The organism is Streptomyces sp. NPDC026377 (genome assembly GCF_055567715.1).
Map to the genome: position 1 here is coordinate 417,297 of NZ_JBVHPV010000001.1, position 22,161 is coordinate 439,457.

The following is a 22,161-nucleotide window of genomic DNA, read 5'->3' on the forward strand; positions in this document are numbered from 1 at the left end:
GCCGCCGCTGAGCCCCAGGTCGCCCCAGGTCGCCGATGTCCGCCTCGCGTAGCGCTTTCGTCCTGGCGACGTCATGAATCGGCCACGGGCCCTGGCATTTCGGACACCCCGCTGGCGACGCGTCGCGCTCGTCCCGTAGGAACTCTGTTCGTAGAGATCGCCAAGGCGGTCCACAGCATCGGTCCACAGCGTTATCGCTTCAACGGGGGAGTTCACACCATGAGCAGTTCTGTCATGCGCAAGGGCGGCGGCCGGGTCAAGCTGGCGTCCGTCGGCCTGGTGGTCGTCGGTTCGCTGGCGCTGAGCGCGTGCAACGGGGACGACGGCGCGGACCAGCCGGTCGGCGGGGCAAAGCCGACGCCGTCCGCACCCGCGTCCCAGGCGCCCTCCACCCAGCCCCCGGCGCCCTCGGGCGGCGGCGGAGCCGGCCAGGCCAAGGGCGGCCAGACGTTCAAGCTGGGCGAGGCCGCGCGGTTCCCGTTCACCTACGGCACCACGACGAAGGGCGAGATCGCGCTCACCGTCGACGCGATCGAGAAGGGCGCCCCCGCCGACCTGGCCCCGCTCAAGCTCGGCGACAAGGTCAGCGGGAAGGTCCCGTACTACATCCGCTACACGGTCGAGAACGTCGGCACGACGGACCTGGCGTACGCCTCCGTCGGCCACATGAAGGGCCACCTCGGCGACGACACCGAGGCGCAGAACCTCATGGTCATCGGCCACTTCGACAAGTGCCCGAGCGAGTCCCTGCCCAAGGACTTCACCCACGGCAAGACCCAGAAGGGCTGCGCGGTCGCGCTGGCGCCCTCCGCGACGACGAAGGTCGTGTCGGCGGAGTACTGGGGCAGCCCCTTCACCATGGGCCAGGGCCTCTACTGGAAGTAGCCCGCTCCTAGCCGGCCGCGTACGGGACGAACCGCGCCCACGCGGCCGGCGACAGGGCGAGCGCGGGGCCCTGCGGGTTCTTGGAGTCGCGGACGTGGATGGTGGCGGGGCAGGTGGCCACCTCCACGCAATCGCCGCTGGAATCACCGCTGTACGTGGACTTGCGCCAGTCGAGGGCGACTTCGACGCAGTCGTCACCGGATCCGCTGCTGTAGCTGCTCTTGAACCAGGCGAGTTCGGTGGCGGTCATAACGCTCCTCGCAGTTGCTCCAACAGGCGCACGGAGTCCTCGGGGGTGAGGGCCTGCGTGCGCAGTTTCGCATACCGCGTGTGGAGCGTGCTGACCACTTTGGGATCAGAGATGAACTGGCCGCTCTCCTGCCCCTCGCAGTACCCGAACCAGCGGTTCGCCGGGGTTTCGAGCAACTGAATGGGACCGTTCAGCCCGGCATGAACATCTGTGGCCATGGGCATAATTTGTAGCTGGATGTTCCGAGCAGAGGTGCACTCCAGGATGTAGTCGATGAGCTCGCGGGTCACGTCGGCCCCACCCGTGCGCCGCAGGAAGACGTGCTCCTCGATGATGAAACTGAACGACGTGTTGGGCCGGTCCCGCAGAAGCTGCTGCCGCTCCTGCCGGGCCGCCAACTGGACCTCGACCTGGGCGTCGGCCAGAGGCGGCACGCGCTCCCCGAACAACGTCCGCGCGTACGCCTCCGTCTGCAACAGCCCCGGCACAAGCCGCGACTCGTACGTGTAGAGGCTGATAGCGCACCGTTCGTACTGGGCCCAGCGGCGGAACCAGCGGGCGAGTCCCGGCTGGCGGTTGAGGTACTGCATCGCGCTGCGCAGCGCGTTCGTGTTGCCGAGGGCCGCCTCCGCGCTCTCGACGAAGTCGGGGTCGGGCATGCGGCGGCCCAACTCAACCGACGCGACGGTGTGTTTGGAGAAGCCGACCAGGACGGCGAAGTCCTCGCGGCTCAGCCCCGCGTGTTCCCGCAGGGCCTGGAGGACCGCGCCGAACGTCCGCAGACTGTCCGACGGCTCCGGCTCGCTGTCGTATCCCTCGTGGTCCCAGGCCATTCCGGCTACCTCCGGTGAGTGGATCTCCCCGCGCGCAACTCACCCAGAGTTACGGCCCGTTAGCCGTACTGTCTACAGCACGGCCGCGTACGCTCGCGCGGAGTACGCGCTCCCAGCCTGGTCACGGGCGTGCGAGCGGCGCCACTGTGGCCCCATGCACCCCGAGAACGGAACGACGACCGCCCATCTGTCCACTACCGTACGTATGTTCAGACGCCGGATCTCCGCCACCCGGCACGGCGCGCGGCTGGCCCGGCTGCTCGCCGTCCGGCGGCTCGCGGAGTGGGGCGTGCCGCGTCACGGCGAGGCGTCGGACACGGCCGCGCTGGTCGTCGCGGAGCTGGCGTCCAACGCGGTCCTGCACGCGCGCGTGCCCGGCCGCGACTTCGAACTCGCCCTCGCCCTGCGGGAGGGGACGCTGCGCATCGCGGTGACGGACGGGCGGGGGGACCGGCGGCTGCCGGCCACCGTGGGCGCGTCGGCGGACGCGGGCGGACGGGCCGAGGCCGAATCGGGGCGGGGGCTGCTGCTGGTGGCGGCGGTGGCCGCGCGCTGGGGCACGGAGGAGGGGCCGGTGCCGCGCAAGACGGTGTGGGCCGAGGTACGGGTGGACGGGTAGCCGGATGCCGTCGCGGTGGACGTACCGTTGGTGGCGCTTGTGTTCGAAGAGGGCATGTGTGGTGGGATAAGACGATGCGCTCCCCCACACGCATGCAACCTCGTCCCCGCAACCCCTACGACGAACTCGCGGCCCTGGCCGATCCCGAGCCCGGTCACGAGGGCGGTTCGCAGACCGGTCACGAGCCCGGCTCCGAGACCGCCGCCGGGCTCACGGTCCTCCCGCTCGACCTCAGCAGCATGCACGCCGGGCCCGAGGACGACCCGTGGTCACCGCCCGACCACCGGCGCGCGGGGAAGGGACGGCGGCGCGCCGGGCGCGGCCGTCGGCGCCGCCGCAGCCCCCTCGCCGCGCTCCCGCGCCTGGCCAAGCTGGTGTTCGGGCTGGTCGTGTGTGTCGGGTTCCTGGTCCTGGCGGACCGGTGCGCGGCGATGTACGCGGAGAAGAAGGCGCGGCAGGCCCTCCAGGACGAACTCCATCTGGCCGCCGCTCCCGAGGTGGACATCCACGGGTTCCCGTTCCTCACGCAGGTCCTGGACAAGCGTCTGGAACGGGTGGACGTCACCGTGCCGCACGTGGCAGCCGACCGCATATCGCTCGCGAAGGTGCAGGCCAGTGCGCGGGACATCAAACTGACGGGGGATCTGCCGAGCGACATCCGCAGTGCGGTCATCGGTGACCTGCACGGCCGGATCACCCTGTCCTTCGACGACATGAACCGCGAACTGGCGGCCTCGCAGCTGAAGTTCAGCAGGGTGAGCGGCGACACGGTGGGCGCGGACGGCCGGCTGACGATCGCCGGTCAGGAGCTGCGCGTACGGGCACGGGCCCAGGTGCGGCTGGTCGGCACCAACGGGCTGTCCACGGACGTCGACGGCATGAGCCTGGACATGCCGGGGATCGCCACGTACCGGCCGGGGCGGAACCGGGGGCTGACCCTGCACCGCGAGTCCGCCGAGCTCATCAGCCGGGACACCGCGCGCGTGAAGGCGCTGCTGTCGGTCCCGGCGGTGGTGGAGCGGCTCGGCGTGCCGAAGGCGGACGTCGCGGCGGCGCTGCGCAGCGAGGAGAAGCTGCACGAGCTGACCGGCACGCCCCGGTTCGCCGAGCAGCTGGCGGGGGTCAACCTCGTCGACGTGGTGGCGGACCACCCCTGGCTGCTGTCGAAGATCGGCATCGACCCGAAGCTGGTCTCGGGCCTGCTGGCGATGCGCCCGCCGGAGCTGTCCGACCGCCTGTCCTTCTCGTACACGCTGCCGCGCGAGGCGCGGATGCTGCGGGTGCGGGACGTGCGGGTGGAGAAGGACGGCGTGGTGGCGACGGTCTCGGGGGTGCAGCTGGTGGTGGGGAAGGGGCGGTAGCCCCAGGCCTCGGGGCCGGGGCCGGGGCCAGGGCCCCGGTAACCCCCGCTGCCCGCTGCCGAGGTGCCCTGCTCGCCGCGTACTCCCGCTCCCGCTCCCTCTCCTGCCTGGCGTCCGCTACGCGTCCAGGGCCTCGCGCCACTGCGCGACGGCCTGGGCCGAGACCGGGGCCGACCAGCCGCCGGGGCGCGACGCGCCGCCGATGTGCACCGCGTCGATCCCGGCCTCCCGCAGACGCGGCAGGTGGTCGAGGCGGAGACCGCCGCCGACGAGGATGCGGGGCTCGTAACCGGGCTCGCCGGACCGGCCCGCCTCCGCGACCAGCGTCTCCAGGCCGTCGTCGACGCCTCCGGCCGCACCCGCCGTCAGATACGTGTCGAGGCCGGGCAGGCCCGCGAGCTCCTTGCGCAGGGCGTCGCGGTCGGCGGCGCGGTCGACGGCCCGGTGGAACGTCCACCGGCATCCGTCCAGCTCCGCCACCAGCGCCCGTACGGCCGTCATGTCCGGGGCGCCCGTCTCGTCGAGGAAGCCGAGCACGAACTCCTCCGCGCCCTCCGCGCGCAGCGCCCGCGCGTCCCGTACGAGCGCGTCCACGTCGCCCGCCGCGAAGCCGTCCGCCGCGCGCAGCATCACGCGCAGCGGGATGTCCACGGCGGCGCGGATCGCCGCGAAGGTCCGCCGGGACGGGGTGAGGCCGTCGGCCGCCATGTCGGTGACCAGCTCCAGCCGGTCCGCGCCGCCGGCCTGTGCCGCGACGGCGTCGTCCGCGTCGAGAGCGATCACCTCAAGCAGTGCACGGTTGCTCATCTGACCCCAATTCCTCGGCTGCCTACAGGTCAACAGGTCTAGTCCAATAACAGCCTACGCGGCGGGGCGCGGGGCCGCATGCGTCAGGGGGCGGCGCGCCGGGGGCTCACTCCACGAACCGCACCTCCGGCCAGCGCCGCGAGGGCCGTTCCAGGAGGCCGGCGTCGTCGCGGCCGCGCAGCCACCGGTCGAAGAAGGCGGCGACGTACGCCTGCTGGGCGGCGACGGAACGTACCGGGTCGATGGTGCCCACGTTCCCGGTGACGAAGGCGTCCGGCAGACCGAGCCGGCGGGCGATCTGCGGGATCTGCGACTGGAGGTCGGTGAACGAGGCGTGGGCGGTGCCGGTGAGGGTCAGGTCCCGGTGCCAGCCGGTGCTGTGCCGCCACACGGCACCCCAGGAGGGGAGGGTGTGGTGGTCGTCGCCGTCCATGCCCATGAGGAGCAGGGGGCGGGTGACGCCGTCGGTGCCGACGGACGACGGGTTCGCCGGGTCGTGGTCGTTCTCGGTGTAGCCCATCACGCCGTCCATGTTGAGCGCGGCCCTGATGCGGCGGTCGTCGTGCAGGGTCTGCGCGGCGGTGAACCCGCCCGCGCTCTGCCCGAACATCCCGACCGCCCCGAGGTCGAGGAGCCGCCCGAGGGGGCCGGGGAGGTGGCGGAGCCGGTCGAGGACGAACCGGGTGTCGGCCACCCGTACGTCCACGACCTTCTTCAGCAGCGCGACGACGTGCTCGGGCCCGGCCTTCTTGGCGCGGGCGTACTCGCGGGGCAGCACCGTCCGTTCGAGCCGGCCTCGGGGGAACTCGACGACCTGGGCGTCGTACGGGTGGTCCAGCATCACCACGACGTACCCGCGCGAGGCGAGCTCGTCGCAGTGGGTGGTGCCCAGGGTGCGGGGGTCGCCGGCGCCGGGCGAATAGAGGACGACGGGGAAGCCGGCGGAGTGGGGGGCGGGGTGGGCGACAGGGGCGTGGGTGTGGGCGTGGCTGCGGGTGGCGCCCCAGTCCACGCTTCCCTCGGGCACGTCGAGTCCGCTCGTCCGGCCGTACGCGTCGGCGGCGGCGCGGGTCATCTGCGGCGCGCGCGCGTACCCGCGCACCCGGCGGGCGGGATACCGCACCCCCACCATCAGCTCCCGGCAGCTCCGCGTACCCCACGGATCCCGCCGCGCCCGGTCGACGAGCCGCAGACTCACGGTGCCGACGAGGTGGGGGCCGGTGGGTGGGGGGAGTTCGGTGTGGATGCGGGGGGTTGCGGTGGCGGTGGCGGCTCCGCTGCCGAGGAGGACGGTGGCGGCGGTGGCGGTCAGGACGATCCGGCGAGAGGGCGCGATCATGCCTCCGACTGTCCCAGGGGGCCGCTCCCCTGCCCATCGGGGAGGCCCCCGGGGCGGGGCGGGGGGTAGCCCGAGGGTGCTCACCTGCGCCCCGGTGGTGGGTGACTCGCACAGTTCCCCGCGCCCCTGATCCGGCCCGGCCTTCGCCTGCGGGCCGTGCTGGGTTGCTCGCGCAGTTCCCCGCGCCCCTTATCGGGCCCGGACTTCATCTGCGGGTCGGCTTCGGTTGCTCGCGCAGTTCCCCGCGCCCCTAGGGGGTTGGCCGCAGCCGAACAGTTGGCTCAGCCACAGGCTTTTAGGGGCGCGGGGAACTGCGCGGCCAGCCCACCACCGAGCCGCACACAAAAGCCGGACCCGCACACGCCAGGGGCGCGGGGAACTGCGCGAGTCACCCACCACCGGGCCGCAGGCGAACAACGGGCCCGATAAGGGGCGCGGGGAACTGCGCGACCGGTCCACCGCCTCCCGCAGGCGGAAACAGGGCCCGGGGAGCAGCCCCAGTGGAGGGGGGCGGGGCGTCGTTACGCTCGGGGGATGGTCGATCTCGTTGCCCGTTGGGCCGACACCCTCAGCGCCGCCCGCCAGACCCCCACCCCCGACCCCACCCCCTACGCCACCAACCTCCTCACCCGCTGGAGCGAGCCCCACCGCAAGTACCACACCGTCGCCCACCTCACCGCCGTACTGCGCCACATCGACACCCTCGCCGACCACGCCACCGCCCCCGAACTCGTCCGCCTCGCCGCGTGGTTCCACGACGCCGTCTACCGCCCGGACCGGTCCGAGAACGAGGAGCGCAGCGCGGCGCTGGCCGAACGGGCGCTGCCCGAGGCCGGGTTGGGCCGCGAGGACACCGCCGAGGTCGCCCGGCTCGTACGCCTGACCGTCACCCACGACCCCGCCGAGGGCGACACCAACGGCGAGGTCCTGTGCGACGCGGACCTCGCGGTGCTCGCGGGCGGCCCCGAGGAGTACGCCGCGTACGCCGCCGCCGTCCGCGAGGAGTACGCCTTCGTCCCCGACGACGCCTTCCGCACCGGCCGCGCCCAGGTCCTGCGCCAGCTCCTCGCCCTGCCCAGGCTCTTCCGTACCCCGTACGGCGCCCGGGAGTGGGAGACCCGCGCCCGCGAGAACCTGACGACGGAGCTGGAGCTGCTCACCGGCTGAGCCACCGACCGGCCGAGCGACGGCCAAGACGGCCGCGGAGGCCACGACGGCTGCCGGCAGCCGAAACCACCACGGCTAAGGCGCCGGGCGCCCCTTCGGCCGCCGCAGCCCCGCCCCCGTCAGCCGCCGCACCAGCTCCTTGGAGCCGACCTCCACCGCCCCGGCCCGCACCGCGTCCACGTACCGCGACTGGGGTACGTCGTAGTGGTCGCGCTCGAAGGCGCGCGGCGGGCAGCCGATGGCGGCCGCGAAGGCGTGCAGCTCCTCGTAGGACACATCGCTGACCAGGTGCGACCACAGGCGGCCATGGCCCGGCCAGGTCGGCGGGTCGATGTAGAGCGTCATGCCAGGGGGCCCGTGCCCAGGCCGCCGACCGGCGCCACCGTCACGCCCGCCTTGCCGCAGACCCAGTGCGGATCGGGCCCGAGCTCGGGCTCCACGTCGAGGGCGTGCGGGTCCCCGGCGTGGCAGACGGGGCAGATGGGCCAGCGGCCGTACTTCTCCAGGAGCGCGTCCTGCACGTCCTGCGCGACCAGCCCGGCGACGTACGACGCCCCGTCCGGCCACTGCTCCACCCACCACCGGCGATGCGTCACCGCGTCCTCGACCAGCGAGACCACATCGGCCTGGGCCACGTCGCGCGCGGCCAGATCCGCCAGCACCAGGGCGCGGGCGGCGTGCAGGTACTGCTCCAGGGGGTCGACGTCGTCCATGGAGCCATTGTCACCCCATCCCCCACTTCCGCCCGTCCCGGGCCGAGGGGTTGACCCCGCCCCACCTGCGAAAATATCTTCCAAGGGTGAACCACGACGTGAAGGAAACTTTCACCGGCGACGCGGCTCCCCCGGCCCCCGCCGCCCTCGCGGCCAAGGTGCGCACCCTGGCACCGTCGATGACCCGCTCGATGCAGCGCGTCGCGGAGGCCGTCGCCGGGGACCCGGCCGGGTGCGCCGCCCTCACCGTCACCGGCCTCGCCGAGCTCACCGGCACCAGCGAGGCCACCGTGGTCCGCACGGCCCGCCTCCTCGGCTACCCCGGCTACCGCGATCTGCGCCTCGCGCTCGCCGGACTCGCCGCCCAGCAGCAGTCGGGGCGCGCCCCGGCCGTCACCGCCGACATCGCCCTGGACGACCCCCTCGCCGACGTCGTCGCCAAGCTCGCCCACGACGAGCAGCAGACGCTCGCCGACACCGCCGCCGCCCTCGACACCGCCCAGCTCGGCGCGGCCGTCGCCGCCCTCGCGCAGGCCCGCCGCATCGACGTCTACGGCGTCGGCGCCTCCTCGCTCGTCGGCCAGGACCTGGCCCAGAAGCTGCTGAGGATCGGCCTGATCGCGCACGCGCACACCGACCCGCACCTCGCCGTGACCAACGCCGTGCAGTTGCGCGCGGGGGACGCGGCCGTCGCCATCACCCACTCCGGCTCGACCGGCGACGTCATCGAGCCGCTGCGCGTCGCCTTCGACCGGGGCGCCACCACCATCGCCGTCACCGGCCGCCCCGACGGCCCGGTCTCCCAGTACGCCGACCACATACTGACCACCTCCACCGCCCGCGAGAGCGAGCTGCGCCCGGCCGCGATGTCCTCGCGCACCAGCCAACTCCTCGTCGTGGACTGCCTGTTCATCGGTGTCGCCCAGCGCACGTACGAGACGGCGGCCCCCGCGCTCGCCGCCTCCTACGAGGCGCTCGCCCACCGCCACAACCCGCGCACCCGCTGACCCCGGGTGCCCCCGCACACGTCACGAAAGAGCAGCGCCGCCATGACTTCCACGCAACTGGAACTCCGCGCCCAGCTGGCCGCCCTGACCACCGAGGCGTTCCGGCCCGAGCTCGCCGACATCGACCGGCTGCCGACCGCCGAGATCGCCCGCCTCATGAACGGCGAGGACGCCACGGTCCCCGCCGCCGTCGCCGCCCAGCTCCCGCGCATCGCCGCCGCCATCGACGCCACCGCCGAGCGGATGGGCCGGGGCGGGCGGCTGGTGTACGCGGGCGCGGGCACCGCCGGGCGGCTCGGCGTACTGGACGCCAGCGAGTGCCCGCCGACCTTCAACACCGACCCCTCCCAGGTCGTCGGGCTGATCGCGGGCGGCCATGCGGCCCTCGCCTCCTCCGTCGAGGGCGCCGAGGACTCCCGGGAGCTGGCGGCCGCCGATCTGGACGGGCTCGCCCTGACCGCGCTCGACACGGTCGTCGGCGTCTCCGCCTCCGGCCGCACCCCGTACGCGGTGGGCGCCGTCGAACACGCCCGGGCGCGCGGGGCCCTCACCATCGGCCTGGCCTGCAACGCCGGGTCGGCGCTGGCCGCCGCCGCCGAGCACCGCATCGAGGTCGTGGTGGGCCCGGAGCTGCTGACCGGCTCGACCCGGCTGAAGTCCGGCACTGCCCAGAAGCTCGTCCTCAACATGATCTCGACGATCACGATGATCCGGCTGGGCAAGACGTACGGGAACCTGATGGTGGACGTCCGCGCCTCCAACGAGAAGCTGCGCGCCCGCTCCCACCGCATCGTCGCCCTGGCCACGCAGGCGCCCGACGACCGGATCGAGGCGGCCCTGAAGGCGGCGGACGGCGAGGTGAAGACGGCGATCCTGATGCTGCTCGCGGACCTGGACGCGGCGGCGGCGACCCGGCGCCTGGCCGAGACCCGGGGCCGGCTGCGGGCCGCTCTGCCGTAGCGGGCCGCCGGTCGCCGCCGCCGGCCGGCCGGTTGTCCGCCGGTATCCGCGAACGCCGAAGGGCGGCACCCCCAGTGGGGTGCCGCCCTCCGTACGCAATCGGGCCTGCCGATCCTCCAGGGAGGATCAGAAGTCCATGTCACCGCCCGGCATGCCGCCCGGAGCGCCGCCCGCGGCGGCCTTCTCCGGCTTGTCGGCGATGACGGCCTCGGTGGTGAGGAACAGCGCGGCGATCGACGCGGCGTTCTGCAGCGCGGAGCGCGTGACCTTCGCCGGGTCGATGATGCCCTCGGCGATCATGTCCACGTACTCACCGGTCGCGGCGTTCAGACCGTGGCCGACGGGCAGGTTGCGGACCTTCTCGACGATGACGCCACCCTCGAGACCACCGTTGACGGCGATCTGCTTCAGCGGGGCCTCCAGGGCGAGCTTCACGGCGTTGGCGCCGGTCAGCTCGTCACCCGACAGGTCCAGCTTCTCGAAGACCGAGGAGGCCTGGAGCAGGGCCACGCCACCGCCCGCGACGATGCCCTCCTCGACGGCCGCCTTGGCGTTGCGCACGGCGTCCTCGATGCGGTGCTTGCGCTCCTTGAGCTCCACCTCGGTGGCGGCGCCGGCCTTGATGACGGCCACGCCGCCGGCCAGCTTCGCCAGACGCTCCTGGAGCTTCTCGCGGTCGTAGTCCGAGTCCGAGTTCTCGATCTCGGCGCGGATCTGGTTCACGCGACCGGCGACCTGCTCGCTGTCACCGGCACCGTCGACGATGGTGGTCTCGTCCTTGGTGATGACGACCTTGCGGGCGCGGCCGAGCAGGTCGAGGCCCGCGTTCTCCAGCTTGAGGCCGACCTCCTCGGAGATGACCGTGCCGCCGGTGAGGATGGCGATGTCGTTGAGCATGGCCTTGCGGCGGTCGCCGAAGCCCGGGGCCTTGACGGCGACGGACTTGAAGGTGCCGCGGATCTTGTTCACGACCAGGGTCGACAGGGCCTCGCCCTCGACGTCCTCGGCGATGATCAGGAGCGGCTTGCCCGACTGCATGACCTTCTCGAGGAGCGGCAGCAGGTCCTTGACCGAGCCGATCTTCGAGTTGACGATCAGGATGTACGGGTCGTCGAGCGCGGCTTCCATGCGCTCCATGTCGGTCGCGAAGTACGCCGAGATGTAGCCCTTGTCGAAGCGCATGCCCTCGGTGAGCTCGAGCTCCAGACCGAAGGTCTGGGACTCCTCGACCGTGATGACGCCTTCCTTGCCGACCTTGTCCATCGCCTCGGCGATGAGCTCGCCGATCTGGGTGTCGGCGGCGGAGATGGAGGCCGTCGAAGCGATCTGCTCCTTGGTCTCGACATCCTTGGCCTGCTCCAGGAGCGCACCGGAGACGGCCTCGACGGCCTTCTCGATGCCGCGCTTCAGGGCCATCGGGTTGGCACCCGCGGCCACGTTGCGCAGACCCTCGCGCACGAGCGCCTGGGCGAGGACGGTCGCGGTGGTCGTACCGTCACCGGCGACGTCGTCCGTCTTCTTGGCGACTTCCTTGACCAGCTCGGCGCCGATCTTCTCGTACGGGTCCTCGAGCTCGATCTCCTTGGCGATGGAAACACCATCGTTGGTGATCGTGGGGGCGCCCCACTTCTTCTCGAGGACGACGTTGCGGCCCTTGGGGCCAAGGGTGACCTTGACGGCGTCGGCGAGCTGGTTCATCCCGCGCTCGAGACCGCGCCGTGCCTCCTCGTCGAACGCGATGATCTTGGCCATGTGAAGTGGTCCTCCCGGACAGGGGTGGCGTTCTTCGTGGACCGCGCCGGTGCCCGCGACGGACGGCTCGCGACCCTTGTGGTTCCTTGCCCCACCCGGTCCGCGGGCCTCACTGACCCGATCCAAGTTCTGTCACTCTCACTCGGAGAGTGCTAACGCCAATGATTAGCACTCGACCCCGGAGAGTGCAAGGCCGTCCCACCCTCGCGGCCCGGTCCCGGACACCCGGGCGCCGGGGGCCGGGCCACCGGCCGGGCCCGGACGCACACGTGGGGCCCGCATCCATTTACAGAGGATGCGGGCCCCACGGGCCTGTGTGCGTCGGTGGCCGATCGCGCCGAGATCAGACGGCGAGCTTGACCATGTCCGCCTGCGGACCCTTCTGGCCCTGCGAGATCTCGAACTCGACTCGCTGACCTTCTTCAAGGGTGCGGTACCCGTCCATCTGGATCGCGCTGTAGTGGACGAAAACATCCGCACCACCGTCGACCGCGATGAAGCCGTACCCCTTCTCCGCGTTGAACCACTTGACGGTGCCCTGAGCCATGCCTAACTCCCCTATTACTGGCCCTTGCACGGGACCGCACTTCGCGGACCCGGGTCAGATCTCCACCCTCCGACAGGAGAGGGTGTGCGCCGGAACGCGTCGACCGCGGCTGAATGTATCTGCCCAACTGCCCTCTGCAACAGGTCAGTCGGACGAGAATTCCGGGCACGGACCGGGAGCGGAATGCCGCCTATTCCAGCATTACGGGGCAAGTCGGGCCGGGCAAAGCGCACTTAGGGAGCAATATGCTCGAACACTTTGACTGCATCTCGACGGCCGTTCGTCGCGTTCTCATATGCGCGTGGCATGCGCGGCGACGGGGACTTCCCCACTGTACCGCGCTGAACCACACTGAATTGCCCCCTCCGCTTAGCTTGCGGAGGGGGCAATTCAGGTAACGCCGAGTAGCTCAGCAGCCGCCCGCCACGGCGGGAATGATCGAGACCCCGGCGCCGTCCGGCGTGGCCGTCTCGAGCCCCTGCTCGAAGCGGACGTCGTCGTCGTTGACGTACACGTTGACGAACCGGCGCAGCTTGCCCTGGTCGTCCAGGACCCGGGCGGCGATCCCCGCGTGGTTCTTCTCCAGGTCGGCGATGACCTCGGCGAGGGTGGCACCCTCGGCCGCGACCTCGGCCTTGCCGCCGGTGTACGTACGGAGGATGGTGGGGATGCGGACGTTGACGCTCATGGGGCTTCCTGCCTTCCGTCTGGGAGCTGGGTGGAGTCAGCCGGCCAGGCCGGCGTCGCGGAACGCGTCCAGGCTCGGGCGGATGGTCGCGGACGGGCCGGTGGTCGGCGCCACCGCGTCCAGGGTCTTGAGGCCGTCACCCGTGTTGAGGACGACAGTAGTCAGAGCCGGGTCCAGAAGCCCGCCCTCGATGAGCTTGCGGGTGACACCGACCGTCACGCCGCCCGCCGTCTCGGCGAAGATGCCCTCGGTCCGGGCGAGCAGCTTGATCGCTTCCACGACCTGCTCGTCGTTGACGTCCTCCACCGCGCCGCCGGTGCGCCGGGCGATGTCCAGGACGTACGGGCCGTCCGCCGGGTTGCCGATGGCGAGGGACTTGGCGATGGTGTCCGGCTTCTGCGGGCGGACCACGTCGTGGCCCGCCTTGAAGGCGGTGGACACCGGCGAGCAGCCCTCGGCCTGGGCGCCGAAGATCTTGTACGGCCGGTCCTCCACGAGTCCCAGCCGGATCAGCTCCTGGAGCCCCTTGTCGATCTTCGTGAGCTGGGAGCCGGAGGCGATCGGCACGACGATCTGGTCGGGCAGCCGCCAGCCGAGCTGCTCGCAGATCTCGTACGCCAGCGTCTTGGAGCCCTCGCCGTAGTACGGGCGCAGGTTCACGTTGACGAAGCCCCAGCCCTCGCCGAGCGGGTCGCCGATGAGCTCCGAGCAGAAGCGGTTGACGTCGTCGTAGGTGCCCTCGATGCCGACCAGCTCACCGCCGTACACGGCGGCCATGACGACCTTGCCCTGCTCCAGGTCGTGCGGGATGAAGACGCACGAGCGCAGGCCCGCCCGGGCGGCGGCGGCACCGACCGCGCCCGCCAGGTTGCCGGTGGAGGAGCAGGAGAGCGTGGTGAAGCCGAAGGCGCGGGCGGCCTCTACGGCGATGGCGACGACGCGGTCCTTGAAGGAGTGCGTCGGGTTGCCGGAGTCGTCCTTGACGTAGAGACCGCCGGTGACGCCCAGCTCGCGGGCGAGGTTGTCGGCCTTGACGAGCTTGGTGAATCCGGGATTCAGGTTGGGCTTTTCAGCCACATTGGCCGGAACGGGCAGCAGCGGCGCATAGCGCCAGATGTTGTCGGGGCCCGCTTCGATCCGCTTGCGAAGCGCTTCGGGATCACCGGCCGGAAGGTCGTACGCGACTTCGAGCGGCCCGAAACACAGGGCGCAGGCGAAGATCGGGCCGAGGTCGAACCGCTCGCCGCATTCCCGGCAGGAAAGCGCGACGGCGGGACCGAGATCCACGGAGGTGGCGGCGTTTGCGGTGGCAGCGGTGGTGGTGGCAGCTACGTCGGCGGTGTGCACAGCCATGATGGCGAGGCCCTTTCTCCTCATCTTCCCCATGGCGCATTTCGCCATGAGACGGAATTGGCACCTTCCCCACCGTGACCTCGCGGTCGGCAGGAGGGTTGCCGGGACTTCAACGGGCCGTTCCCTCAGTCCCTCTGGATGAGCGCTGTGGCACCGGGTCCAGGGACCCGGGCATTTGTCCGCGCGGCGACCCCGACATGCGAGGGCCGTCCGCGTTGTTCAAGACTGTAACCGAAGGCCCGGACGCTTGAGATAGTCGTCCGAACCGCGAGATGGATCACACGCGGCACCCGCGCCGCCGCTCGCACCGTCACTCACAGAGGGGTCACCGATCGTGCTGGAAGAGGTGGAACGCTGGCTGAGCAGGCGTTCCTGGTCGGCGGCCGACCGCCCGCTGGACGCGATCACGGCCGCCAAGCGCCGCACGGGCACCACGGTCAGCGTGGTCCTGCCGGCGCTGGACGAGGAGGCCACGGTCGGGCAGATCGTGACCGCGATCCGCCGCGAGCTGATGACCGCCGCCGTGCCGCTGGTGGACGAGCTGGTGGTGGTCGACTCCGGCTCCACCGACCGCACGGCCGAGGTCGCGTCCGCCGCGGGCGCCCGGGTGGTGCGCCGGGACGCGATCCTGCCCCGGATACCGGCGCTGCCCGGCAAGGGCGAGGTCCTGTGGCGCTCCCTGCTGGTCACCACGGGTGACATCGTCTGCTTCATCGACGCGGACCTGCGGGACTTCGACCCCGGCTTCGTCTCGGGAATCGTCGGCCCGCTCCTGACCGATCCGGACGTGGACCTCGTCAAGGCGATGTACGACCGGCCGTTCGGCGACTCCCCAGGTCAAGGCGGTCGCGTCACCGAACTGGTGGCCCGGCCGCTGCTCAATCTGCACTGGCCGCAGCTGGCCGGTTTCGTCCAGCCGCTGGGCGGCGAGTACGCGGCCCGGCGCTCCCTCCTGGAGCGGCTGCCGTTCCCCGTCGGTTACGGAGTGGAGCTGGGTCTGCTCGTCGACGCGCTGCACACCGTGGGGCTCGACGCGCTGGCGCAGGTCGACGTGGGTGTGCGCAAACACCGCCACCAGGACGGCCAGGCGCTCGGCCGGATGGCCGCGGCGATCTACCGCACGGCCCAACTGCGCCTCTCCCGGGCCCACTTGGTCCGCCCCTCGCTGACCCAGTTCGAGCGCGCCGAGGAGGGCTTCGTCCCGCGCACCTACGCGGTGGACACCGAGGAACGGCCGCCCATGCGCGAGATCTCGGAGTACGCGGTGCATCGCGCGGCGTGAACGGGGGACGGCGTGAGCGGGGACCGGTACGAGCGGGACGGCGTGAGCGGGGCGCGCCCTGAAAGGGGCCTGTGACGCTGTTCGCACGTTTGAGGCATTCCGCTTCGGGCTAGGTTCGTCTCCATGGTCCCCGCGCGTGCTGCCCAGATCCTCGTCGCGTCCAACCGCGGCCCGGTCTCGTACACCCTCGACCCCGACGGAACCCTCACACCCCGCCGCGGCGGCGGCGGCCTGGTCTCGGGCCTCTCCGCCATCGGCGCCGAGGCGGACACCCTGTGGGTGTGCTCCGCGCTCGGCGACGGCGACCGGGAGGCCGTGCGGCGCGGGGTGGGCGAGCCGGGCGTACGGATGCTGGACATCGACGCCGCCGTCCACACCGACGCCTACAACGGCATCGCCAACTCGGTGCTGTGGTTCGTCCACCACATGCTCTACCAGACACCGCTGGAACCGGCCTTCGACGCCGAGTTCCGGCGCCAGTGGGCCGCGTACGAGACGTACAACGGGGCCTTCGCTCAGGCGCTTGCGGACGAGGCTGCGGACGGGGCGGCCGTGGTCGTCCAGGACTACCACCTGGCCCTGGTCCCCGGCATGCTCCGCGAACTCCGCCCAGACCTGCGCATCGGCCACTTCTCGCACACCCCCTGGGCGCCCCCCGAGTACTTCCGGATGCTCCCGGACGACGTGGCCGAGCAGCTCCTGAAGGGGATGCTCGGCGCGGACCGGCTCGGCTTCCTCACCCACCGCTGGGCCGACGCGTTCACCCGCTGCTGCGCGGACGTCGTCGGCGGTACGGGCGACACCCGGATCGGGGTGCACGGGCTCGGCGCGGACGCGGAGTTCCTGCGGCGCCGCTCGCACGAGAGCGACGTCGAGGAGCGGATGGCCGCGCTGCGGGAGGAGATCGGCGCGGGCCGCCGCGCGATCGTGCGGGTGGACCGCACGGAGCTGTCGAAGAACATCGTGCGGGGCATGCTGGCGTACCGCGAGCTCCTGGAGGAGCACCCCGAGTGGCGCGAGCGGGTGGTGCACGTCGCCTTCGCCTACCCGTCGCGGCAGGACCTGGCGGTGTACCGGAAGTACACCGAGGAGGTGTCCCGGGTGGCCGCCTCCATCAACGACGCGTACGGCACGGACGACTGGACCCCGGTGGTCCTGCACGTGAAGGACGACTTCGCCCGGTCGCTGGCGGCCTACCGGCTGGCCGACGTGGCGCTGGTCAACCCGATCCGGGACGGCATGAACCTGGTCGCCAAGGAGGTGCCGGTGGTCTCGGACTCCGGGTGCGCGCTGGTGTTGTCGCGGGAGGCGGGGGCGTACGAGGAACTGGGCGAGGACGCGGTGGGGGTGAACCCGTACGACGTCTCGGGGACGGCGTCCGCGCTGCACGAGGCGCTGTCCATGGGGCGGGAGGAGCGGGCGGCGCGCACCAAGCGGCTGGCCGCCGCGGCGACCGCGCTGCCGCCGCAGCGGTGGTTCCTGGACCAGCTGGAGGAGCTGCGGCGCTGATTCCGCGGACCGTGGGTGGCTGGTCGCGCGGTTCCCCGCGCCCCTGACTGCCCAGGGGCGCGGGGAACCGCGCGAGCAACCCACCACGGTCCGCGGACGAACGACACCCTCGGAGAGTTTCGGGAAGGGGCGGTGTGGGGGCGCCTACAGGCGCTCGGCCAGCGCCGAGAGGAACTCCACCACCGACGCCGGCCCCGCCACCCGCACATCCGCCCGCTCCGCGAGCTCCGGCACCTCCCCGGCCCCACTGCACACCAGCAGCCCCGGCACCCCGTCCGAGCGCAGCTTCTCGACCGCCCCGAACGCGGGCAGGTCCCCGAGGTCGTCCCCCGCGTACACCACGGACCCCGCGTCCACCTCCCGCAGGTACTCCGCCAGCGCCACCCCCTTGTCCATCCCCGGCGGCCGCAGCTCAAGGACCAGCCGGCCGGGCTCCAGGATCAGGCCGTGCCGGGCGGCGAGGTCGGCGAGCGGGTCGCGCAGGGCGGCGTACGCGGCCTGGGGGTCCGAGGCGCGCCGGGTGTGGACCGCGACCGCCTGCCCCTTCTCCTCGATCCAGGTGCCCCGCCAGGCCCCGTGCGTGTCCAGGACCCCGGGCAGCTCGGCCCGGGCGGCGGTGACGCCGGGGTGCGGCGCGGGCGCGTGGACCGTCCCGGTCACCGCGTCCCAGCGCTCGGCCCCGTAGTGGCCCAGCACCACCAGGTGCTCGAGACCGGGGACGCCCGCGAACCCGCCGTACCGTACGGCCACCCCGGCGGGGCGCCCGGTGATCACGGCGACCGAGGCGACCTTCGGGGCGAGCGCCGCGAGCGCGGACACCGCGCCGGGGTGCGCCCGGGCCTGTTCGGGGTCGGCGACGATCTCGGCGAGCGTGCCGTCGAAGTCGAGCGCGATCGCGGCCCGCTCCGGCGCGGCCAGGATCGCGGCCAGCGCCTCGCGCCCGGCGGACGTGGCAGGAGTCGGCAAAGAATGCGTGTGGCTGCCCATGCCACGACCCTAACGGCGCGGCCCGGACCACAGCCATGCCGGGGTGGGGAAGAGGGCCGGTCAGCCCCGGCGCTCGCGCTGGGCCTCGCGCACCCGGCGCAGCCGGTTCACCGTGACCGGGTCGTGGGCCAGCGCCCGCTCGTCGTCGAGCAGGGCGTTGAGGAGCTGGTAGTAGTGCGTCGGCGAGATGCCCAGCCGCTCGCGCACGGCCCGCTCCTTGGCGCCGGGACCGGTCCAGGACCGCCGCTCGATGGCCAGCACGGCCAGCGCCCGCTCCCCGAGCCCGCGCCCGCCCTCGTCGTGTTCCGTCATACGTCCCAACGTATCGCCGCCGGGCAACCCGCCCGGGCCCGGTCCGCCCGCGGACCTTCTGGGGGCGCCGGGAACCGCGCGAGCAACCCACCACTCACCCGCAGACAAATCCCGGGCAGCCCTACTCCGCGTTCTCGGCCTCCGTGGCGACCTTCGCGATGCCTTCGAGCACCGACCGGGGATCGCCCTCGGGCGACACCGCCCCGCCGATCCGCTTCTTGATCGTCTCGCTGACCTTCGGCCAGGAGGTCTTGCCGACCGGCGGCAGCTCGGAGGTGGGCAGCGCGGCCAGGAACTCGTTCAGCTCCGGGTGCTTGCCGTCGCTCTGCATGGCCTGCGACGCCGTACGGGTCGCGGGCAGCAGGTCGTACTTGTCGGCGAAGGCCAGCACGTTCTGGTCGTTGAACGCGAAGTCGAGGAACTTGCCGATCTCCTCGCGGTGCCCGTTCTGCTTGAAGCCCATGATCCAGTCGGCCACGCCCATCGAGGCCTTGGCCTTGCCCTCCACGCCGGGCAGTTCGACCTTGCCGAACTTCACGCCCTTCTTGCGCGCCTGCTCCATGAGCGAGGGGTGGCCGTTGAGCATGCCGACCTCGCCCTTGGCGAACGCGTCGAAGGCCGCCTGCCGGTTGAGCCTGGCGGGCGCGACGGGCCCGGTGAGGCCCTCCTCCACCAGGTTCTTCTTCAGCCAGTTGAAGGTCCTGATGTTCTCGGGGGAGTCGATGTCGTAGCCGGAGATCTGGTTGACGTAACCGCCACCGCCGCTCAGCATCCACATCATCGTCTCGGCCTGGGCCTCCTCGCTGCCCAGGGGCAGCGCGAACGGGGTCTTCACCCCCTTGGCCTTCAGCGCCTTCGCGTCGGCCGCCAGCTGCGCCCAGGTCTGCGGCGGCTTGATGTGCGCCTTGTCGAAGAGCGTCTGGTTGTAGAAGAGCAGCCGCGTGGAGGCGACGAACGGGATGCCGTACTGGACGCGCTTCATCTCGCCCGCGTCCGCCAGCGGCGCCAGGAAGTTCGCCTGCACGGGGATGGAGAGCAGCTGGTCGACGGAGTAGAGCTTGCCGGAGGCGGCGTAGTCGGAGTACGCGCCGATCTGCGCGATGTCGGGGGCCTTGCCCGCCTTCACCATCTCGGCGACCTTGGCGTCGACGACGTCCCAGGACAGGACGGAGACCTCGACCTTGATCCGGGGGTTGTTCTTCTCGAACGCGCCGACGACGTCCTGCCAGTACGCCTTGGTGCTGCTGCCGCCCGCGATGTCGTAGTCGGCGGCGACCAGCTTGAGGGTGACGCTGCCGGAGCCGCCGTCGCTGCCGCAGCCGGTGAGGCCCGCCGCCGCCATGCCGAGTGCGGCCACCGCCGCCGTCAGACCGAAGAAGCGCCGCTGCACGTGCTCTGTCCCACCCTCGTTGTTCGCCAGTCGGTCCCCCGTGAACGTCCTGTTCGCAACGTCCTGTCTACATGAGCTGCGATCTTCCCTCGCAGCCGGGGCTGAGGTCTACACCAGTTGGATATCACTTCCGCAACTTCTCCCCCGGATGCCCCACCCGTACGGCCGTATTCGGGGCGGCACTTGGGAAAACGCTTACCCCGCCATACGGTGAGTGGACTAGACCTTTCATGGGTGAACGCGCGAGACTGTCCCCCGTGAGACACGTCATCGCCCTGGATGTGGGCGGCACCGGGATGAAAGCCGCCCTCATCGGGGTGGACGGCGGCCTGCTGTACGAGGCGCGCAGGCCCACCGGCCGCGAGCGCGGCCCCGAGGCCGTCGTGGCGGGCATCCTCGACTTCGCCGCCGAGCTGCGGTCGTACGGTGAGGAGCACTTCGGCGAGAGCGCCCGTGCGGCCGGCGTCGCCGTGCCCGGCATCGTCGACGCCGAGAACGGCGTCGCCGTCTACGCCGCCAACCTCGGCTGGCGCGACGTCCCGATGCGGCGGCTGCTGAGCGAGCGCCTCGACGGCGTGCCCGTCGCCCTCGGCCACGACGTGCGCACCGGCGGCCTCGCCGAGGGCCGCATCGGCGCGGGCCGGGGCGCCGACCGCTTCCTCTTCGTGCCGCTGGGCACCGGCATCGCCGGGGCCATCGGCATCGACGGCCGCATCGAGCCGGGCGCCCACGGCTACGCGGGCGAGATCGGCCACATCGTGGTGCGCCCCGGCGGCATCCCCTGCGGCTGCGGCCAGCGCGGCTGCCTGGAGCGCCTCGCCTCCGCCTCCGCCGTCACCCAGGCGTGGGCCGAGGCCAGCGGCGACCCGGACGCGGACGCCGCCGACTGCGCCAAGGCCGTCGAGTCCGGCGACCCGGCCGCGCGGGCGGTCTGGCACGACGCCGTAGCCGCGCTCGCGGACGGCCTGGTCACCGCGCTCACCCTGCTCGACCCGCGCACCCTGATCATCGGTGGCGGACTCGCCGAGGCCGGGGAAACCTTGTTCCTGCCGCTGCGGGCGGCCGTCGAGGAGCGCGTCACGTTCCAGAAGATGCCCGCGATCGTCCCGGCGGCCCTCGGCGACACGGCGGGCTGCCTGGGCGCGGGACTGCTCGCCTGGGACCTGCTCGACGCCACCGGCACCGCGCCCGCCCCCGGCACCGGGACCCCTCCCGGCGCCACCCACTCCACGGAGGTAACCGCCTGATGGCCGCAGTCAAGGTCCTCTCCGGCGCCCGCGTCGTGCTGCCGACCGGCGTCGTCGAGAACGGACGCGTGATCGTCGAGGGCGCGCGGATCGCGGGGAGCGCGCCCGAAAGCGCCGAGCGCGTCGACCTCAGCGGCCACTGGGTCGTCCCCGGCTTCGTCGACATGCACGTCCACGGCGGCGGCGGCGCCTCCTTCACCAACGGCACGGTCGAGGACGTCCTCACGGGCATCCACACCCACCGCCTGCACGGCACCACCACCATGGTCGCCTCCACCGTCACCGGCGAGATGGACTTCCTCGCCCAGCGGGCCGGGCTGCTCTCCGAGCTGGTCGAGCAGGGCGACCTGGCGGGCATCCACTTCGAGGGCCCCTTCATCTCGCCGTGCCGCAAGGGCGCCCACAGCGAGGACCTGCTGCGCCACCCCGACCCGGCCGAGGTCCGCAAGCTGATGGACGCGGCCCGGGGCACCGCCCGGATGTTCACCCTCGCCACCGAGCTGCCCGGCGGCCTGGACTCCGTACGCCTGCTCGCCGAGCACGGGGTGATCGCCGCCATCGGCCACACCGACGCCACCTACGAGCAGACCGTCGAGGCGATCGACGCGGGCGCCACCGTCGCCACCCACCTCTACAACGCGATGCCCGCGCTCGGCCACCGCACGCCCGGCCCGATCGCCGCCCTCCTGGAGGACGAGCGGATCACCGTCGAGCTGATCAACGACGGTACGCATCTGCACCCGGCCTCGCTCGAACTGGCCTTCCACCACAAGGGCGCCGACCGGGTCGCCTTCATCACCGACGCCATGGACGCGGCCGGGTTCGGCGACGGGCTCTACCACCTCGGGCCGCTGGAGGTCGAGGTCAAGGAGGGCGTCGCCCGGCTCGTCGAGGGCGGCTCCATCGCGGGCTCCACCCTCACCCAGGACCGCGCCTTCCGGCGCGCGGTGAGCGTCGACGGCCTCTCGCCCGAGGACGCGGTCCGCGCGCTCAGCGCCAACCCGGCGCGGCTGCTCGGCGTGTACGACAGGGTCGGCTCACTGGAGCCCGGCAAGGACGCGGACCTGGTGATCCTGGACGAGGCGTTCACGCTCAAGGGCGTGATGCGCCGAGGCGAATGGATCGTGGCGCCAGCGCTCGGCTGAGCTCCTCC

Annotated in this window: 23 protein-coding genes and 1 riboswitch; of the genes, 10 read left to right on the forward strand and 13 right to left on the reverse strand. The window is 72.2% G+C overall.

Annotation, left to right across the window (positions count from 1 at the left end; translation table 11 throughout):
• Positions 1–219: 219 nt before the first annotated feature.
• Positions 220–885: a hypothetical protein gene (locus ACZ4MU_RS01695; RefSeq protein ID WP_365100327.1), complete on the forward strand. Its 666-nt coding sequence runs from the start codon at positions 220–222 to the stop codon at positions 883–885.
• A gap of 7 nt (positions 886–892) precedes the next feature.
• On the opposite strand, the gene ACZ4MU_RS01700 is transcribed toward ACZ4MU_RS01695, so the two are convergent.
• Together ACZ4MU_RS01700 and ACZ4MU_RS01705 are read right to left on the reverse strand one after the other, a co-directional pair.
• On the reverse strand, positions 893–1,135 hold the full coding sequence (locus tag ACZ4MU_RS01700; RefSeq protein ID WP_467869653.1) for a DUF397 domain-containing protein: 243 nt from the start codon (positions 1,133–1,135) through the stop codon (positions 893–895).
• Complete coding sequence (locus ACZ4MU_RS01705) at positions 1,132–1,968, reverse strand: helix-turn-helix domain-containing protein (RefSeq protein WP_467869655.1); 837 nt, start codon at positions 1,966–1,968, stop codon at positions 1,132–1,134. The genes ACZ4MU_RS01700 and ACZ4MU_RS01705 overlap by 4 nt, the downstream gene beginning before the upstream one ends.
• A gap of 205 nt (positions 1,969–2,173) precedes the next feature.
• Here ACZ4MU_RS01705 and ACZ4MU_RS01710 point away from each other — a divergent pair, with 205 nt between their 5' ends.
• Both ACZ4MU_RS01710 and ACZ4MU_RS01715 read left to right on the forward strand, forming a co-directional pair.
• Positions 2,174–2,587, forward strand: a complete 414-nt coding sequence (locus tag ACZ4MU_RS01710) for an ATP-binding protein (protein ID WP_467869657.1) — start codon at positions 2,174–2,176, stop codon at positions 2,585–2,587.
• Between the two features lie 92 nt (positions 2,588–2,679).
• Positions 2,680–3,948: an LmeA family phospholipid-binding protein gene (locus ACZ4MU_RS01715; protein ID WP_467869659.1), complete on the forward strand. Its 1,269-nt coding sequence runs from the start codon at positions 2,680–2,682 to the stop codon at positions 3,946–3,948.
• Positions 3,949–4,065: 117 nt separating this feature from the next.
• On the opposite strand, the gene ACZ4MU_RS01720 is transcribed toward ACZ4MU_RS01715, so the two are convergent.
• Together ACZ4MU_RS01720 and ACZ4MU_RS01725 are read right to left on the reverse strand one after the other, a co-directional pair.
• The gene (locus ACZ4MU_RS01720) at positions 4,066–4,755 is read right to left on the reverse strand and encodes a copper homeostasis protein CutC (protein ID WP_467869661.1); all 690 of its coding nucleotides are present in this window, start codon (positions 4,753–4,755) and stop codon (positions 4,066–4,068) included.
• A gap of 106 nt (positions 4,756–4,861) precedes the next feature.
• Positions 4,862–6,094, reverse strand: a complete 1,233-nt coding sequence (locus tag ACZ4MU_RS01725) for an alpha/beta hydrolase family protein (protein WP_467869663.1) — start codon at positions 6,092–6,094, stop codon at positions 4,862–4,864.
• A gap of 534 nt (positions 6,095–6,628) precedes the next feature.
• On the opposite strand from ACZ4MU_RS01725, the gene ACZ4MU_RS01730 reads away from it, so the two are divergent.
• A complete protein-coding gene (locus ACZ4MU_RS01730; protein ID WP_467869665.1) occupies positions 6,629–7,261 on the forward strand; it encodes an HD domain-containing protein in 633 nt (210 codons plus the stop codon).
• Positions 7,262–7,336: 75 nt separating this feature from the next.
• Here the strand turns inward: ACZ4MU_RS01730 and ACZ4MU_RS01735 are convergent, their stop codons facing one another.
• Together ACZ4MU_RS01735 and ACZ4MU_RS01740 are read right to left on the reverse strand one after the other, a co-directional pair.
• Positions 7,337–7,606, reverse strand: coding sequence for a DUF4031 domain-containing protein (locus ACZ4MU_RS01735; RefSeq protein ID WP_467869667.1), 270 nt, complete (start codon positions 7,604–7,606; stop codon positions 7,337–7,339).
• Complete coding sequence (locus ACZ4MU_RS01740; protein WP_467869669.1) at positions 7,603–7,974, reverse strand: hypothetical protein; 372 nt, start codon at positions 7,972–7,974, stop codon at positions 7,603–7,605. Before ACZ4MU_RS01740 ends, ACZ4MU_RS01735 begins: the two co-directional genes overlap by 4 nt.
• Positions 7,975–8,060: 86 nt before the next feature.
• Between ACZ4MU_RS01740 and ACZ4MU_RS01745 the strand changes: the two genes are divergently transcribed.
• Positions 8,061–8,981, forward strand: coding sequence for a MurR/RpiR family transcriptional regulator (locus ACZ4MU_RS01745; protein WP_467869671.1), 921 nt, complete (start codon positions 8,061–8,063; stop codon positions 8,979–8,981).
• A gap of 42 nt (positions 8,982–9,023) precedes the next feature.
• Positions 9,024–9,941, forward strand: a complete 918-nt coding sequence (murQ, locus tag ACZ4MU_RS01750) for an N-acetylmuramic acid 6-phosphate etherase (protein ID WP_467869673.1) — start codon at positions 9,024–9,026, stop codon at positions 9,939–9,941.
• A 126-nt stretch (positions 9,942–10,067) separates the two neighbouring features.
• On the opposite strand, the gene groL is transcribed toward murQ, so the two are convergent.
• From groL to thrC, 4 genes are all read right to left on the reverse strand, one after another.
• Entirely contained in the window at positions 10,068–11,693 is a 1,626-nt protein-coding gene (gene groL, locus ACZ4MU_RS01755; RefSeq protein ID WP_365100344.1) for a chaperonin GroEL, read from the reverse strand.
• 343 nt (positions 11,694–12,036) lie between these two features.
• Positions 12,037–12,240 (reverse strand): cold-shock protein, encoded by a 204-nt coding sequence (locus tag ACZ4MU_RS01760; RefSeq protein WP_005315736.1) that lies wholly within the window; start codon positions 12,238–12,240, stop codon positions 12,037–12,039.
• A gap of 409 nt (positions 12,241–12,649) precedes the next feature.
• Positions 12,650–12,928, reverse strand: coding sequence for a MoaD/ThiS family protein (locus ACZ4MU_RS01765; RefSeq protein ID WP_467869676.1), 279 nt, complete (start codon positions 12,926–12,928; stop codon positions 12,650–12,652).
• 36 nt (positions 12,929–12,964) lie between these two features.
• Complete coding sequence (thrC, locus tag ACZ4MU_RS01770) at positions 12,965–14,305, reverse strand: threonine synthase (protein ID WP_467869678.1); 1,341 nt, start codon at positions 14,303–14,305, stop codon at positions 12,965–12,967.
• Positions 14,299–14,426: riboswitch (SAM riboswitch) on the reverse strand. It overlaps the preceding gene by 7 nt.
• A 189-nt stretch (positions 14,427–14,615) precedes the next feature.
• Between thrC and ACZ4MU_RS01775 the strand changes: the two genes are divergently transcribed.
• Both ACZ4MU_RS01775 and ACZ4MU_RS01780 read left to right on the forward strand, forming a co-directional pair.
• Positions 14,616–15,563 carry a glucosyl-3-phosphoglycerate synthase gene (locus ACZ4MU_RS01775; protein ID WP_467869680.1) on the forward strand — a complete coding sequence of 316 codons (948 nt, stop codon included), beginning with the start codon at positions 14,616–14,618 and terminating at the stop codon, positions 15,561–15,563.
• Positions 15,564–15,686: 123 nt separating this feature from the next.
• On the forward strand, positions 15,687–17,072 hold the full coding sequence (locus ACZ4MU_RS01780) for an alpha,alpha-trehalose-phosphate synthase (UDP-forming) (protein ID WP_467869682.1): 1,386 nt from the start codon (positions 15,687–15,689) through the stop codon (positions 17,070–17,072).
• A 144-nt stretch (positions 17,073–17,216) separates the two neighbouring features.
• On the opposite strand, the gene otsB is transcribed toward ACZ4MU_RS01780, so the two are convergent.
• The 3 genes from otsB to ACZ4MU_RS01795 form a co-directional block, all read right to left on the reverse strand.
• A complete protein-coding gene (otsB, locus tag ACZ4MU_RS01785) occupies positions 17,217–18,059 on the reverse strand; it encodes a trehalose-phosphatase (protein ID WP_467869684.1) in 843 nt (280 codons plus the stop codon).
• A 60-nt stretch (positions 18,060–18,119) separates the two neighbouring features.
• Complete coding sequence (locus ACZ4MU_RS01790; protein ID WP_467869686.1) at positions 18,120–18,371, reverse strand: DUF3263 domain-containing protein; 252 nt, start codon at positions 18,369–18,371, stop codon at positions 18,120–18,122.
• Positions 18,372–18,492: 121 nt separating this feature from the next.
• Entirely contained in the window at positions 18,493–19,713 is a 1,221-nt protein-coding gene (locus ACZ4MU_RS01795) for an extracellular solute-binding protein (RefSeq protein WP_467870595.1), read from the reverse strand.
• 305 nt (positions 19,714–20,018) lie between these two features.
• Between ACZ4MU_RS01795 and ACZ4MU_RS01800 the strand changes: the two genes are divergently transcribed.
• Together ACZ4MU_RS01800 and nagA are read left to right on the forward strand one after the other, a co-directional pair.
• The gene (locus ACZ4MU_RS01800) at positions 20,019–21,008 is read left to right on the forward strand and encodes an ROK family protein (RefSeq protein WP_467869688.1); all 990 of its coding nucleotides are present in this window, start codon (positions 20,019–20,021) and stop codon (positions 21,006–21,008) included.
• On the forward strand, positions 21,008–22,153 hold the full coding sequence (gene nagA, locus ACZ4MU_RS01805; RefSeq protein WP_467869690.1) for an N-acetylglucosamine-6-phosphate deacetylase: 1,146 nt from the start codon (positions 21,008–21,010) through the stop codon (positions 22,151–22,153). The genes ACZ4MU_RS01800 and nagA overlap by 1 nt, the downstream gene beginning before the upstream one ends.
• Positions 22,154–22,161 lie beyond the last annotated feature (8 nt).

Bases quoted from the DNA above. Each gene is read 5' to 3' on its own strand.
- ACZ4MU_RS01720 (WP_467869661.1), bottom strand. From the start codon at position 4,755: ATGAGCAACCGTGCACTGCTTGAGGTGATCGCTCTCGACGCGGACGAC.
- ACZ4MU_RS01735 (WP_467869667.1), bottom strand. From the start codon at position 7,606: ATGACGCTCTACATCGACCCGCCGACCTGGCCGGGCCATGGCCGCCTG.
- ACZ4MU_RS01710 (WP_467869657.1), top strand. From the start codon at position 2,174: ATGTTCAGACGCCGGATCTCCGCCACCCGGCACGGCGCGCGGCTGGCC.
- otsB (WP_467869684.1), bottom strand. From the start codon at position 18,059: ATGGGCAGCCACACGCATTCTTTGCCGACTCCTGCCACGTCCGCCGGG.
- ACZ4MU_RS01790 (WP_467869686.1), bottom strand. From the start codon at position 18,371: ATGACGGAACACGACGAGGGCGGGCGCGGGCTCGGGGAGCGGGCGCTG.
- nagA (WP_467869690.1), top strand. From the start codon at position 21,008: ATGGCCGCAGTCAAGGTCCTCTCCGGCGCCCGCGTCGTGCTGCCGACC.
- ACZ4MU_RS01700 (WP_467869653.1), bottom strand. From the start codon at position 1,135: ATGACCGCCACCGAACTCGCCTGGTTCAAGAGCAGCTACAGCAGCGGA.
- ACZ4MU_RS01740 (WP_467869669.1), bottom strand. From the start codon at position 7,974: ATGGACGACGTCGACCCCCTGGAGCAGTACCTGCACGCCGCCCGCGCC.
- ACZ4MU_RS01780 (WP_467869682.1), top strand. From the start codon at position 15,687: ATGGTCCCCGCGCGTGCTGCCCAGATCCTCGTCGCGTCCAACCGCGGC.
- ACZ4MU_RS01725 (WP_467869663.1), bottom strand. From the start codon at position 6,094: ATGATCGCGCCCTCTCGCCGGATCGTCCTGACCGCCACCGCCGCCACC.
- ACZ4MU_RS01715 (WP_467869659.1), top strand. From the start codon at position 2,680: ATGCAACCTCGTCCCCGCAACCCCTACGACGAACTCGCGGCCCTGGCC.
- ACZ4MU_RS01705 (WP_467869655.1), bottom strand. From the start codon at position 1,968: ATGGCCTGGGACCACGAGGGATACGACAGCGAGCCGGAGCCGTCGGAC.
- groL (WP_365100344.1), bottom strand. From the start codon at position 11,693: ATGGCCAAGATCATCGCGTTCGACGAGGAGGCACGGCGCGGTCTCGAG.
- ACZ4MU_RS01730 (WP_467869665.1), top strand. From the start codon at position 6,629: ATGGTCGATCTCGTTGCCCGTTGGGCCGACACCCTCAGCGCCGCCCGC.
- ACZ4MU_RS01695 (WP_365100327.1), top strand. From the start codon at position 220: ATGAGCAGTTCTGTCATGCGCAAGGGCGGCGGCCGGGTCAAGCTGGCG.
- ACZ4MU_RS01765 (WP_467869676.1), bottom strand. From the start codon at position 12,928: ATGAGCGTCAACGTCCGCATCCCCACCATCCTCCGTACGTACACCGGC.
- thrC (WP_467869678.1), bottom strand. From the start codon at position 14,305: ATGAGGAGAAAGGGCCTCGCCATCATGGCTGTGCACACCGCCGACGTA.
- murQ (WP_467869673.1), top strand. From the start codon at position 9,024: ATGACTTCCACGCAACTGGAACTCCGCGCCCAGCTGGCCGCCCTGACC.
- ACZ4MU_RS01760 (WP_005315736.1), bottom strand. From the start codon at position 12,240: ATGGCTCAGGGCACCGTCAAGTGGTTCAACGCGGAGAAGGGGTACGGC.
- ACZ4MU_RS01795 (WP_467870595.1), bottom strand. From the start codon at position 19,713: ATGGCGGCGGCGGGCCTCACCGGCTGCGGCAGCGACGGCGGCTCCGGC.